Consider the following 13,772-nt stretch of genomic DNA (forward strand, 5'->3'; position numbering starts at 1 on the left):
AGTACTAGTCGACCTGATCCGCCCCTGGGACTACGGTCGTCACAAGTGGCTTCTGGGTTTGGGCCCAGCCGTTGTCCCGTACGGCCTTGTACGGATAACCTCCGCGCCCCTTCCGTCTGCTGTACAGCGCGGCCGAAGGTCGAGCGCAACGAACGGGCGCTGACCGAGCGAGGCCAGATGGCAGCCGAGACAACACAATGCAGTCCAGCGGTGCATCGGACGATTCTCGTGGTGGATATCGAAGGGTTCTCCGATCGCCGCCGGACCAACCGGCACCAGGTGGCGGTGCGAGACGGGCTGTACCGCGTGTTGGAGGTTGCCTTCGCCGGCGTCGGCATGCGGCGAGCCGACTGGCGACACGAGGATCGCGGGGACGGCGTGTTCATTCTGGTGACGCCGAACATCGTCAAGAGTCTGTTCGTCGAATCGCTGCCCGCAGAGTTGGTGCGTGCATTGCATGAGCACAATCGGACGCACTGCGCCGAGGAGCGGATCCGGCTGCGAATGGCCCTGCATGCCGGCGAGGTCAACTATGACGAGCACGGAACGACCGCGGCCGCCATCAACCTGGCGTTTCGGCTGTTGGACGCCCAGGAGGTCAGGAGGGCGCTCGCCACTTCGCCCGGGGTGCTGGTAGTGGCTACGTCGTCCTGGTTCTTCGACGAGGTGGTTCGCCACAGCCCGGCGAGCAGGCCCGATACCTACCGCCCGGTGGACGTGAGGGTCAAGAACACCCGGGCCGTTGTGTGGATCGCCCGGCCCGACCACCCGTACACGTCGTCTCGTGGTGCACCGGCCCCCGAGCCACGCCAAGCAGATTCGGACTGCGCCGGCGAGTTCGCTGAGGCCATCCGTCGACAGTGGACAGACGAAGCGGCGGCCCGAATGTTGAACCAACCGGAACCACTACCGCTGCAATGGTCGACCACTACACGAGCCGTTGCCGCCCAGCCGAGGGCTGTGTTGGGCGGAACGGTCGCCGGCCGGCCACTACGGCTGCGCTTGCACGGTCGCCTCGACGAGATCGTCGACGCATTCCTCCAGCTACCGCACCGACAACTGGTCGTTCTCGGCGAACCGGGCGCGGGTAAGACAGCGTTGGCGATACTCCTCACCCTGGGTCTGCTCGATCGCCGACGAACGCAAGGCGGGCAAGTGCCGGTATTGCTGTCCGCGGCGTCGTGGCACCCGAACCGCGAACATGTGGACGTGTGGGTCACACAGCAGCTGATCGAGGACTATCCAGCACTGGCCAAAGTGGACAACACCGGCCTGCGGCTCGCCGATCGACTGGTCGCCGAGGGAGCCGTGTTACCGATCTTGGACGGTGTGGACGAGATGTCCCCGCCGTTGCGTCCTGTCGCGATAGCAGCGCTGGACCGAACCATGACCGGAGGTCGCCCGTTCGTTGTCACTTGCCGCAGTGTCGAGTATCAGGCAGCCATCGCGACCAACGGGCGAGTCCTGTCGAATGCCGCGGTCATCGAGATCAACCCCGTCGACACGGCTGACGCTCTGACCTACCTCTCCAACACATGCCCGGCGAATCGCCGGTGGCAGCCGGTTGGCGAGCATCTGCGTGAGCACCCCAAACATCCGCTCGCCGCAGCGCTGTCGACCGCGCTGATGGTCTGGCTAGCCAGGACCGCTTACGCGGCTCCCGACACGAACCCGGTCGAGCTCATCGACTCCGGGCGGTTCGCTAACCGCGCGGCCGTGGAGAAGTATCTGCTGGAAATGCTCATCCCAGCCGTGTACCAGGATCAGCCCCCAGCCCTCCTTCCCGGCAAGGCGACAAGAACCCCAGTGAAGTATCGCCCTGAGGACGCCAGGAGATGGCTCACATTCCTTGCCACACACCTCCACCGCCAGGGAACCCATGACCTGGCCTGGTGGCAGTTGTACCGAGAGGTTCCACCAAGGGTGACCAACTCGGTTTACGGGCTCGCGATCGGTTTGCTGACCGGGACAGGCATCGGTCTCGGCGCCTACTCAGCGGGCCTAATCGCGGGCTCACCTGCCCTGCTGCTGACCGTTCTCGGCGCCGGCTTCCTGCCCGCAGTCATGTCTGGGCTGGTAACTGGGCGGGCCTGGCGGTCCCAGCACACTCCAGGTTTGGCGGACGTCCAGGTCCGCGGCCGGCTCCGGCAGCTCGCAGCAGCCATTCGGGGTCGAGTCGTGTTCGGACTGTTGATGTGCATGGTGATCGCTCTGGTGACCGTTCCGCTGGTGAGCGTGGACAACGGTGTGATATTCGGCGTCGGCGCCGGGTTGTCCGCCATGCTCCCGGGCGCGATCGCTGACTGGCTCAAGGCGCCTGTGGACGAACTACACACACCAAGTCCTTGGTCGGTCCTAAGCCGGGACAGGATCATGTCTATGGTTCGGGGAGTCACCCAGGGATCGGGCCTCGCCCTTGGCATCGGACTGATGGTCGGGACCATGTTGGGCTTCGACTCTGGACTGGCCACAGGATTGGTCAGCGCAGTCGCAGGCCTGCTCACGGGCGGGTTCGACACGGCATGGGGACTTTTTGTGATCGTGCGAGGCTGGTTCTGGCTCCGCGGACAACTGCCACCGCGCCTGATGCGGTTTCTTGCTGACGCCCACCGGCGCGGAATATTGCGTCAGGCCGGACCGGTCTACCAGTTCCGACATGCGCGTTTACAGGATCATCTGGCTAGTGCCGACCGGCGGTGCAGTCGCACTTCCGTGGACCTCTCGCGAAGGCGAAGACCTGATCTTATTCATGATGCTTAGACTCTGACTGAGCTTTCCGTCAGAGGAGGCGTTATGTCCACTTCGCCGCCGGACGATCCTGAACCTCTTCGAGTCCGAACGCGCACGGAATTCGCCCAGCAGTTGTCCGCACTTCGGGAACACGCTGGCCTTACGGTTCGTCAAGTAGCTGACAAGGCTGGCGTCCAGGGCGCGCACAGCACCATTGGTGACTGGTTCGCTGGGCGGGGTATGCCGTCCATCAGCTCGGGTGACCTACTGGTGCGGGTACTCAAGACGTGCGGGGTCCACGACGGTGACGCAATTGAGCAATGGTTGGCGGCGTGGCGGCGAGCACGGCGGGCACCCGGTCCGCGTTCTGCGGGACCCGAGCCGTACCGAGGACTGGCAAGCTTCCAGCCAGAGGATGCCGAATGGTTCTTCGGTCGCACGGAGTTGACCAATAAATTGATTACGAATCTGATCGAAATCCGCGGCCGCAGCGGCATAATTTTGGTGACTGGGGCGTCGGGTTCAGGCAAATCGTCCCTTCTCCGGGCCGGTATCATCCCAGCGCTGCGCTCTGGAAACATATCTGAGCTAGCTGGTCGGTCAGCGTTGCTGATGACGCCTGGCAGCAAAGCAGTGTATTCCTTGGCTCGACAGTTGACGGAGTTCGGCCACGTCGACTCAGTTGATGAAACAGCGGAAGCGATAAGAGCCGATCCGGTAACATGTGTCGAGGTCACACGGGGCATGGTGATCATCGTCGATCAATTCGAGGAAGTGTTCACCCTCAACTCTGACAACGAGCGCAGTGCGTTCATCGCCGCCTTGTGTGCTTCGGCAGACGACCCAGGTGACGCGCTGGTCGTGTTGGGCTTGCGTGCCGACTTCTACGCACAAGCACTACGCCATCCGCCGCTGGTCGCAGTAGCGCAAGCCAATCAACTCGCCGTCGGGCCGATGACCGGGGCAGAGCTGCGGATGGCGATCGTGGAACCGGCCCGCAAGGTGGGCATCAAGGTCGAAGATGGGCTGGTTGAGCTTTTGCTGCGGGAAGTCGCGCCACGAAGCGGTGAGGGCGCGCACGACGTCGGCGTGTTGCCGCTGCTGTCGCACGCGTTGTACGCGACCTGGCGCCAGGGGCATGGGCGGCGGATGAACATTGCGGACTACCACGAGGTGGGTGGGATCGACGGTGCCGTCGCGGCCAGCGCCAGCGCGGTTTATGACCAGCTGAGCGGGAACGAGCGCGAACTGGCTCGTCGCATGTTCCTCAGTCTCGTGAATGTCGCCCCCGGCGCCGCTGACACCAGACGCAGGGTCGGCAGGGCCGAACTGGTCATTGACTGCGGAGAGGCAGTGGACGATCTGCTCGACCGGTTCGTCGCGCAGCGACTCATCACCGCGGACATGGACACCGTTGAAATCAGCCACGAAGCACTGCTGACAGCGTGGCCCCGCTTGCGAGCCTGGCTGGAGGCGGACCGCACCGGGCTCATCGTGGGCAGGCAACTTGCCGAGGCCGCAAGCACATGGCGTCACGAGAACGACGACCCGGCTGCGCTCTACCGCGGAACCCGTTTGGCCGCCGCCCAGGATTGGGTCCAGACCGCCACCCCCGATCTCTCCCCACTCGCCCGAGAGTTCCTAGACGCGTCCATCATGCACGAGCAAGACGAGCAGCGCGCTGCTCGCCGCCGCACCCGCCGATTGCGGCAGCTTGTCACGCTACTGACCGTCCTGCTCCTGCTCGCGGCGACAAGCACCGTCCTGGCGATCCGTTCTCAACAGACCGCGACACAAGAACGCAACCAGGCGCTGTCTCAAAAGGTGGCCGGAGAGGCAGGACAACTGCGAGCCACTAATCCTGCCCTCGCCGCACAGCTTGCGCTCGCCGCCTACCGGCTGTGGCCCACAACGGAAGCCCGCAGCATCCTCCTCAGCACATTCAGCACACCGTACGCCACCCGGTTGACGGGCCACACCAACGGTGCTTATGCCGCGACCTTCAGCCCAGATGGGCACACCCTCGCCACTGCAGGCGCCGACAGCACAATTCGGCTCTGGGACGTCACCGATCCTCACCGTCCGGATGAACTGACCAGCCTTCCCGGCCACACTGGCGTCATCACCTCTGCCGCGTTCAGCCTGGACGGACGTACCCTTGCCACTGCAGGCGACGACCAAACCGTGCGCCTGTGGGACGTCGCAGACGTCCGTCGTCCAAGCGCACTCGCCACCGCCACTGGCCACACTCAAGGCATCCGCTCCGTGGCGTTCAGCCCCGACACGCATGTCCTGGCCACCGCAAGCTACGACATGACTGCGCGGCTTTGGGACATCACCGATCCCCGACACATCCGCGAACTCGCGGTCCTTTCCGGCTACTCCAAACCCGTGCTCGGAGTGGCGTTTGCCCCGGACGGCCACACGCTCGCCACCGCCCACGGCGAGAATGTCGCCAGGCTCTGGGAAATCACCGACCCTCGACATCCCGCCTCGCTCGCCACAGTGAGCGGTCACACCAGCGGAGTGTTCTCCGTGGCGTTCAGTCCGGACGGGCACACCCTGGCCACTTCAAGTCTCGACGACACCGCTCGGCTCTGGGATATCACCATCGCGAACAATCCCCAACCACTCGGCATTCTCAGCGGACACACTGGGATCGTCTACTCCACGGCGTTCAGCCCGGACGGGCACATCCTGGCCACCGCCAGCGAGGACCGCACGGCCCGGCTATGGAATATCAGCGACCCACACAACCCACGGGCTCTAAACAACCTCACCGGACATGCCGACCGTGTTCACTCAGTGAGGTTCAACCCGGACGGACACACTGTAAGCACATCCAGTCTGGATGGAACCGTCCGCCTCTGGGACGTCCCCGTCGCGGGCCGGGCCGATCACACCGAAGAGACATACTCGGCCAGGATCAGCCCGGACGGACGGACGCTGGCGACCGCCGGCAACGACCCCGAAGTCCGGCTATGGGACATGACGGATCCGCGGCAGCTCCATGAAATAGCCACCCTCGGCGGTCACACCGACGGCATCATGTCAGTCGCCTTCAGCCCAGACGGACATATGCTCGCGACCGCCAGCTTGGACTACTTCGCGCACCTCTGGGATGTCACCAACCCTCGGCGACCAGCACAACTCGCCGTCCTCGCAGGACATACCTCCAACCTTTTCTCCGTGGTGTTCAGCCCTGACGGACACATACTCGCCACAGGTAGCGCCGACAGCACAGTCCGGCTCTGGGACGTTACGGATCCACGCCACGTCGCACTGCTCAGCACCTTGGCCGGTCACGCGGGCACCGTCCATTCGGTGGCGTTCAGCCCCGATGGCCACACGCTGGTCACAGGAAGCAGCGATGGCACTACACGACTGTGGGACATCGGTAGAGCAGACCATCCCAATGCCCTGGCCACCATTGTCTCAAATGCGGGGGTCATCTACACCGTCGCATTCAGTCCGGACGGGCGTACCGTCGCCACCGCCGGCACTGATCACATCGCACGATTGTGGGACGTCAGCGACCCTCGCCGTCCCATCCAAATGAGTTTCCTCACCGGACACACGAACACGATCAATTCCGTGGAGTTCGCACTGGACGGTCGCACATTGGCAACTAGCAGCACAGATTATACGGCTCGATTGTGGGACATCAGCGACCCTCATCGGTCCGTTCAGTTAAGTGTCCTTACCGGCCACGCTGATTCGGTCAACTCAGCGTTCTTCAGCCCTGATTATCATACCTTGGTCACTGCCAGTAGCGATAAAACGGTGCAACTGTGGGAGACTGATGTGGAACGTGTCACACGTCGAGTCTGCGAGGTCGCATATCCACCGATCGCCCAGTCTGAATGGGATGAATATTTCCCCGGTCTCGCCTATACCGCGCCATGTCCGCAGCGATGAGCAAGCTTGAGTTGGTGCTGAAGCAGAGAGCAAGTCGCCCGAAGAGCGCTGCCATGGCCAATCGAGTCCGCCTGAGCCTCCGACCGGCCTGATCCACCTGACCTGGCGACCGTCCAGCCAACCGCCGCGCCAGCACCACCACCAGATCCGCCAGTACCGCGGCGAGTTGCACCAACTCGGAGTCAGCCATTGGTTTATCAGCCAAGGTCCGCGCAAGATTCGCAGCATCACGTAACGCGCCTCACCAGACGACATGGCTGATTCTTACCCCTCCCTGTCGGGCGACAACTCCTGCTGTGGCATGGATCGAGATAAGCCGTCCCGTCGTCCAGCAGTCGGAGAGCCACGGTGACCGATGATCGAGTTCCGGGGGACGCGCCCCGGCTCCAGCAACGGCCGGCCACGGCAACGTGGTCGTCGTCTGCACCGAGGGTTGCTGGGTTCGAGCGGTTCTACCGTGACCAGGCACCGCGGCTGGCGTGGTTCGTGGTGACTGCACGGGAGCCATGGTGCCGGAGGCGTGAGACGCCACAGACCGCGATGAATGCGGCCTGGAGAAGTGGGGAAGCGTGACCCGTCCGGTGGCGTTCGTGCGGACGGTGGCTCTCCGCGCGTTCTTCCGGCAGATTCCCAACCGGAAGTTCGTCAGCGACGAGCCGGTCCGGACGGTGTCGACCGTGCGCTGACGCTGGACCTGGTCGTAGAGCTGACGGAGAGCACTGCGCACGTCGTCGGGTTGCTGAAACACCTCTCCATCACTCTGCGTCTGCCCTTCGCGTTGTCCCTGGACAGCTTCTCCGTCCCGGAGATCGCCACGATCACAGGCAAGACCGAGGACACGGTGCGGAGAAACATCCACGGCGCGAAAAGAATCCTGGCCCCGAAGATCACCAGCAAGGGAGGCGAACGATGAGCAACGACCAGTTCGATGATGGCTCGGCGCCGACCCCGTTCGATGACACCGGGGCCGCGTTCGATCTGTACATGAACAGTCTGTTCAATGAAGGCCGCGCCCAGTTCGCACGGCACCTGCCGGTCGAGGCTGGTCTTTACTGCGATCGTGAGTCCGCTGGTGGCGGACAGGCTCGCAAGGTCGTTGGCGACGGCCGCGGCCGAGCCAGTGCTTCTCAACCTATTTTGGTGACTGTGCAAGATAATGACCCCGCGATCGCCGACCGGCTGACCCGTCAGCTGCGGACCGAGCTGCTCGGCCTGGACGTCGGCGACGCTTTCTCACCAAGGAGGTCGACGGGCGAAGGGGCGCGACCCGGGGCCGTCACGACCTTCATCGTGGTCCTCGCCGGTTCGCCCGTTCTCAAGCAGTTCAGCCGCGTGCTGATGGACTTCGTGAACCGCGACCGTGACCGCGAGATCATCATCAAGCGGGGCAAGGACACTCACGATCAAGGGCACGTCCGATGAGAGCACCCGGGACTTCGTGGAAAAGTTCTTCGGCGCGGCGGACTAAAGTCTGTCCCGTAGTGATCAACAGTCGTTGCGGGACAACAGGTTGTCTGGGCGGGGTCGATCGGACTGTCATGGCGAGGTTGCGTATGAGGCGACTGCGCTGGTGGCGTAGTAGACCGCAGGCTCGTTGCCGGAACGCTGGCACGGTGAGCAGCTTGGGCAGGGCGACCAGGGTCGGCGTGCCGGGCATCGCGGTCAACACGCGCGCGGCAATGTTTTTGCTCCGTGTTCGAGCCGGTCAGGTGTGTGCGTCGAGTTGGTAGCCGCGCGCCGGTCGTTCTGATATATCTGAGGTGTGCATATCGTGCGAACCTGATGCAGGCCGGGATGATCCACACCATCGCGTCGGCAGTCGTCGCTATCCGCGACCCATTGCCCGCACCGTAACCATGATGAGGGTCTGCTGCACGAGTAGGTGACAGTGGTAGTCACGCAGCCTGGCTGGCTGGCGTGGTCATGATTACTTCGTACTCGATCGGGGTCAACCGGCCGAGGGCAGCCTGGCGCCTGTGACGGTGGTAGGTGCGCTCGATCCAGGTCACGATCGCGGTCCGCAGTTTCTCGCGAGTGGTCCAGGTACGCCGGTCGAGAACATTGTTCTGCAGCAACGCGAAGAAGCTCTCCATGGCCGCGTTGTCGCCCGCGGCTGGTCAGCGCCTTCCAACATCTGGGTCCGGATGGAGGAAACGACTACGACGAGGGGAATGGCGAGCGTCGGCGGCGATACAGGGAAACTGCATCGCCGCCGACGTTGGATCGGTCGCTTGCTCGCGTTGGTCAGCCCCAGGTCATGTGGCACATTTTGCTGCTGTCGATGCCGCGGTTGAATATGTCAATCCGGTTCGGTCCCCATGAAACCGCTGACGGATCCGAGGTCAGATATCCGCCTTGCCAGTCCCAATCGTGCCAGATTCCGTCGTATGCCTTGTGGTGCAGGTTGTTGTTCGTGTCAGCGGCGAAGATGTCCAGGCGGTTGAAGCCCCATGAAGCGATGGCCGGGGCGGTGTTCAATGCCCCGCCGAGGCTTTGCCAGCCGAACCAGCCGGCATTCCATCCCGTGTGATACAAGGCATTATCGGTCCCGCGTCCGACAATGTCGATGCGGTCGATCCCCCACGACACAGCCGACGGGCCGGCCGTCAAGGTGCCGCCAAGGCGAGCCCAGTCACGCCACTGCCCGTCGTAGGGCTTGTGGTACAGCGCGCCGTCGGTGCCTGTTACGAACACGTCGAGCCGGCCAGGAGCCCATGAGGCGACCGCGGGGGCGTACTGCATTCCGCCGCCGAGAGATTCCCAGTCGTGCCAGGCGCCATCGAATGCCTTGTGGTACAGGGCGTTGTCGTAGCCGCGAGCGAACAGATCGAACCGGCCAGGGCCCCAGGCCACAGCGGCCGGGCTGGATGCGAGTCCGTCGCCGAGTGATTCCCATTCGGACCAGCTGCCGTCGTAGGCCCGGTGGTAGAGCACGTTGTTGGCGCCCTTGGCGAACACGTCCAACCGGTTGCTGCCCCAGGATGTCACGGCGGGTGCGCTGGTCAGGTTGCCGTCGGGGGAGTCCCAGCCATACCAGTGTTGGGCGTCTCCTGCTGGCGGTAGTGGAATGGCCGGTGGTGTTTGGTATGACGAATAAAGGTCACGCACTGCGGTGGCTGACAGCGCCACGTTGTATGCCCGGACGTCGTCGACGCCGCGTGGCATGTAGCCACGGGCGTCATTGAATTTCGCCGAGCCAATCGTGAACGGTCCGTCGGCACGCCACAATGTGGCGTTGTCCCGGACACCGGCCAGTGCGCCGTTGACGTAGAGCCGCATTTGGTGGGCCTGGGCGTCGTACACACCGGCCACGAAGGTCCAGGTGTTCAACGGCGGGAACGCTGATCCGGTAGCCCGCATGGCGTCCGCGGAGCCAGAGTCGCTGCTCAGCGCGGAGAAGCTCCACCGATCGCCGCCATTGCCGGCGTTGAGATATTCGAGGTAGAACCCACTGGCGTGGTTGCCGTCCTGTCCCAACAGAAACGCGCCGGGTCTGCGGTCAGTAAGGTAGGCCCACGCGGCGACGGTGAAGCTCTGGTCGGTTCGAATGACCGGCCCGCTGGTCGCGGCATCTCCAGTACTGCCGTCGAACCAGCCTGCCTTCGCCGCCACGCCGTTGGTCCAGCCGGCGCCCCCGCGCATTCCGGCAGGGTTGCTGCCAGCAGAGTCGGCGACCGCGTTTCCGGTGCCTTCGTCGAAGGTCCACCGACCGATCGGGTTGGCCAGGGCTGGGGGCGCGGCGGTCTGGCCACCGACGAAGTAACCAGCGGCGGTGACGGTGGCGTCGACCGTGTTGGCGTAGTTACGCAGGTTGATCGCACCGGAGGAGCCGAGTGGAGCGATCGCTGTGCTGGTGGCCGGCGCCCAGCCGGGCGACGGCGAACACGACGAGACCGCCTCAGCGCTCAATGCCGGCGCGCCCGACCAGCCGTACTCCTGTGGCCACAAGGCCAGCTGGCTGCGGGCTTCGGCATGTGGCGAGGACACGTTGAGCATCGCGCTGGTGGCGTTGTACGGAATCCGCGGTGCCGCAGTCACCCGGAACTGGCGCGCCTCGCCCGGGCCGAATGCGCTCATCGTTGTGCCGATGCCTGCGGTCGTGCTGAATACCGGCGTGCCGTAGTGCAGTGGCACGTAGCGGGCGCCAGGACCCGAGGCGAACCATCCGGCCACATCGATGGTGACATCGACGGAGCCCGCATCGTTGCCGATGCGGATGGCGCCGTCATCGCCGACAGGGACCATGTAAGTGTAGGTGAGCGACTCGCTGACGGCCGGGCTGAATGCCCATGTGTCGGGCCAGTCCTTGGCGTAGAGGCGGACGTGCGTGCCCTGGCTGGCGGCCGTTGTGGTCACGGTGACCATCGCCGCGGTGGCGTTGCCGGCGATCCCGGATACGCCGCGCACCGGTAGCGTCCAGGCAGTGGATGTGCCCGCGCCAAGACGAGAAGCCGGTTGGGCGAGCCGGATCGGTCGCTGCGCCGGGACGTAGGTCGATGCGCTGCTAGTGGTGCTGAAGTAGCCGACGACATCGACGGTGACGTGGGTGTTGCCGGAGGCGTTGCGCAGCCGGATCACCTTGTCCCTCGGGTCCAATGTGGCCACGGTCATCACCGAACGGGTACTGCCCGGGATGATCGGCAGTGTGGTCGCACCGGTAGACACGTCGGCGAAGACCTCCACGTTGGTCGGCTCGGTCGCCGACACTCCTGCGAGATTCACCGCCACTGCCGTTGCATCCGGGGGAAGGTTGGGGATCCGCAATGTGAACGTCTCGCCTGCGGTCAGCGGCCCGTTGTGGCCACCGACGCCGCTAGTGGTGTCCAACACGCGGGCACTGGACGGCAGCGTGGTGTACGCGTCCCCACCAGGTGGCTGGGGCACCCGGGCGGCGCCCACATTCAGTACGCCGTAACCGAAGTCGTTGCTGCGGCCGGGCCTGCTGGACGAGTCGAGCAGCAGCGCCTCGAGCTGCGCCGGGTCCAGGGCGGGATTGGCACCCTTGTAAAGCGCGGCCGCGCCGGTGACGTGCGCCGCGGCGGCCGAGGTACCACTCGCGGTCTGGTTGGGGACCACACCACCGGTGTAGGTACTCACGTCGGTGAACCCAACCAAGTCGGGCTTGATCCGGCCGTCAATCGTCGGACCACGGCCGCTGTAGCTCTCCACCGCACCGGCGGCGGCGTTGGCTGGAGTGATCGCCCCGACAGCAAGAACATACGGTGAGCTGGCCGGCTCGGCGATACTGCCGGCCGTGACGCGGTAGGAGAGCCCACTCACGGCGCCGTACCCCGTCAGGTCATACCGCAGCGTCTGGCGCGCGCCGTTGGTCTTGAGATAGGCCCAGTACGTCTGTGACTGGCTGTCGGTGTTGGTGAACGCAATCGTCTCGACCGGCGGTGACCCGCCCGGGGTGGTCTTTTGTGGACGGACCGAATAGCGTCCACCCAGGTGTGGATCGTTGAGGCTGCTCGGCTTGGCCTGAATGTCCATCACGTACAGATCGAGGTCGTCGGTCGTGCGGGGCCAGGCGTCCCACTTGAGTTCCAGAGTCACCGTGGCGCCCGCGCCGACGGTGAAACCTTGTGCCTCACTGGATCCGGAAACGTTGATCCAGCCGTTGCCGTCCGGATCGGCGGTCGGCCCTGTCATGTGCTTGTCCGCCTCGTTGCCCGCCGCGGCGACCACGACGATCCCGTTCTCCCGCAACCACGCCACTGTGGTCGCCGGTGACCAGTCGGACTGCGTGGCATCAGCGATACCACTACCGCGACCCGTACCGGGGAAACCGATCGACACGTTCACCACCGTGACCCCCTGGTCCTTCAACCAGCGGGCGGCGTCGTCGAAATCCATCGCATCGGTCACGCACGCCAGGAACAACTGTGCCTGCGGCGCCATGTCGTGCACGATCTCGGCCATGGTCGTGCCGTGGGCGCTGAACTGATCCTCGCCGCATTGGCCATTGTAGACAGTGGTTTCGTTGGGGATCTCGCCAGCGGCTTTCGCCTGGTCCAGACGAGCGAACCCGACGTCGAGCACCCCGACCTTGACACCTGCTCCCTTCTTGCCGTCGCCGTGCCACGCCAACGCCCCGGACGGCTGTACCTCCTCGGAGACGACCTCCATCTCCACCGGAACGTCCGGACGCCGCACCTCGACGACGCCTTCAGACCTGGCCAGCCGTGCCAAGGCCTTTGGCGGAATGGCTGCACGCACCCGCCCAGTGCCCGCATCGGACACCTCACCGCCAACAGCGGCTACTGATCGTCGTAACGCCCCAGCGTCCCTGCCCTCCACATACACAACCACGCGACCGGAGCGATCGGTCCGCAACGGCGCCACCTTCGCCTTCTTGGCCGACAGTCCCGCGCCGAGCCCCGCCGCCTCCCGCACTGCGGCGTCCATCCGCCCATCCCCCGGAGCCGCCGACACACTCACCGGCCCCACCAACGAAACAGCCACCACACCAGCCACCATCGCGGCAGCCAACCGGCGAATGCCCACCAGCCCCTCCCTCTGGTCACTTGAATCCACGGATTCCGCGCTAATTCACATCGATCGACCGCAGCGAAAGAAATCCCGAACGACGTCCCACTCAGGAAATGAATCTTCGACCGGAAGTTTCAACTATGAGCGAATGCGTGTCGTCAAGGACCCTTTGAACCCCTCGCATTTGTCAAAAGCTCAACCCTCCCAGCGTGCGGTTGTGCCGACATTAAAGGCTTCCGATCTGAACACCTCCAGGACCGGCTCGCTGACTATGAGCTCCGCTTTGTCTGTAAGCCCAAGGTCGTCACGACCGGGCTGGCCATCAACAACCAACCACACGAGATCGGGAAGCTCTCCGTCGGGATTGATGTCCCGGTATTCATCAGCTTCGGAAATTGCCGCCTCATCCGAATGAAATCCGGTGAATTTCAAAGCCTCAAGCTTCTTTGCAACACCGCGAAGGGTCAGATAGCAAGGAAAGGACTGTACGATGCAATCTCCTAGCCAGTCGACTACCTCATACTCCAGCCGTGAAACCCGTGGTGGATGGACAGTTGTATCCATGACCGTCTCGGGGCCAAGTCCCCCAGCAACCTCCGGATTGACGAGATAGTACGTGCTCACAACGGCTC

Annotated in this window: 6 protein-coding genes and 1 pseudogene; 4 read left to right on the forward strand and 3 right to left on the reverse strand. The window is 64.2% G+C overall.

The window, feature by feature from the left end; genetic code table 11:
• Positions 1-210: 210 nt before the first annotated feature.
• From AB0J95_RS31320 to AB0J95_RS31335, 4 genes are all read left to right on the forward strand, one after another.
• Positions 211-2,760 (forward strand): NACHT domain-containing protein, encoded by a 2,550-nt coding sequence (locus tag AB0J95_RS31320; RefSeq protein WP_364765787.1) that lies wholly within the window; start codon positions 211-213, stop codon positions 2,758-2,760.
• 33 nt (positions 2,761-2,793) lie between these two features.
• Positions 2,794-6,648 (forward strand): helix-turn-helix domain-containing protein, encoded by a 3,855-nt coding sequence (locus AB0J95_RS31325; RefSeq protein WP_364765789.1) that lies wholly within the window; start codon positions 2,794-2,796, stop codon positions 6,646-6,648.
• 736 nt (positions 6,649-7,384) lie between these two features.
• Positions 7,385-7,561 (forward strand): sigma factor-like helix-turn-helix DNA-binding protein, encoded by a 177-nt coding sequence (locus AB0J95_RS31330; protein ID WP_364765791.1) that lies wholly within the window; start codon positions 7,385-7,387, stop codon positions 7,559-7,561.
• A complete protein-coding gene (locus AB0J95_RS31335) occupies positions 7,558-8,070 on the forward strand; it encodes a hypothetical protein (RefSeq protein ID WP_364765793.1) in 513 nt (170 codons plus the stop codon). The genes AB0J95_RS31330 and AB0J95_RS31335 overlap by 4 nt, the downstream gene beginning before the upstream one ends.
• Positions 8,071-8,543: 473 nt before the next feature.
• On the opposite strand, the pseudogene AB0J95_RS31340 reads toward AB0J95_RS31335, so the two are convergent.
• The 3 genes and pseudogenes from AB0J95_RS31340 to AB0J95_RS31350 form a co-directional block, all read right to left on the reverse strand.
• Positions 8,544-8,762: pseudogene (locus AB0J95_RS31340) on the reverse strand (IS3 family transposase); the annotation flags it as partial.
• Between the two features lie 130 nt (positions 8,763-8,892).
• Positions 8,893-13,155, reverse strand: coding sequence for a S8 family serine peptidase (locus AB0J95_RS31345; RefSeq protein ID WP_364765795.1), 4,263 nt, complete (start codon positions 13,153-13,155; stop codon positions 8,893-8,895).
• 180 nt (positions 13,156-13,335) lie between these two features.
• Positions 13,336-13,764, reverse strand: a complete 429-nt coding sequence (locus tag AB0J95_RS31350) for a hypothetical protein (RefSeq protein ID WP_364765797.1) — start codon at positions 13,762-13,764, stop codon at positions 13,336-13,338.
• Positions 13,765-13,772: the final 8 nt, after the last annotated feature.

Source organism: Actinocrispum sp. NPDC049592 (assembly GCF_040675465.1).
In the GTDB taxonomy this organism is placed as follows: domain Bacteria; phylum Actinomycetota; class Actinomycetes; order Mycobacteriales; family Pseudonocardiaceae; genus Kibdelosporangium.

Excerpts from the sequence above, each read along its gene's own strand:
- AB0J95_RS31325 (WP_364765789.1), top strand. The coding sequence starts at position 2,794 with ATGTCCACTTCGCCGCCGGACGATCCTGAACCTCTTCGAGTCCGAACG.
- AB0J95_RS31335 (WP_364765793.1), top strand. The coding sequence starts at position 7,558 with ATGAGCAACGACCAGTTCGATGATGGCTCGGCGCCGACCCCGTTCGAT.